The sequence below is a fragment of the Desertibacillus haloalkaliphilus genome, assembly GCF_019039105.1.
GTDB lineage: Bacteria > Bacillota > Bacilli > Bacillales > KJ1-10-99 > Desertibacillus > Desertibacillus haloalkaliphilus.
The window spans coordinates 1-438 of record NZ_JAHPIV010000132.1 but is presented as its reverse complement, the minus strand read 5'-3'; the positions used below and the strand labels follow the sequence as shown (position 1 = coordinate 438).

General features: G+C 54.3%; 1 protein-coding gene. It reads left to right on the top strand.

Annotation, left to right across the window (positions count from 1 at the left end; genetic code table 11):
- Positions 1-438 (top strand): hypothetical protein (locus KH400_RS29705; RefSeq protein WP_217228029.1); only part of this gene is annotated, 438 nt, incomplete at both ends.

Sequence of the window (438 nt, the reverse complement as noted above, 5' to 3'; positions counted from 1 at the left end):
AAGAGAGGAAAGAGGGGGAAAGAAGGAGGAGGAAGAAAGGGAGGGAGAAGAGGGAAGAAAAAAAAAGAGGAGAGAGGAGAGGAGGGAAGGAAAAGAAAGAAAAGGAGGAGAGGAAAAGGGGGAGGGGAGGAAAGGGGGAGGAGAGGGAGGAGAAGGAGGAGAGGAGAGAGGGGAAGGAAGGAAAGAGGGAAGAAGAGGAGGGAGAAGAGGGGAGAGAAAAAGAAGAGGGAAAAGGGGGGAAAAAGGAGGGGAAAAGGGAAGAGGGAAAAAAGGAAAGGGGGGGGAAGGAAGGGGAGGGGGGGGGGGGAGGAGAGAAGAGGAGAAAGAGGAGGGAGAGGAGAAAGAGAGGAGGAAGAGAGGGAGAAAAAGGGGGGGGGAAAGGAAAGAGGGGGGAGGGGAAGGGAAGGGAAGGGAGAAGGGGAAAGGAAAAAGAAGGAA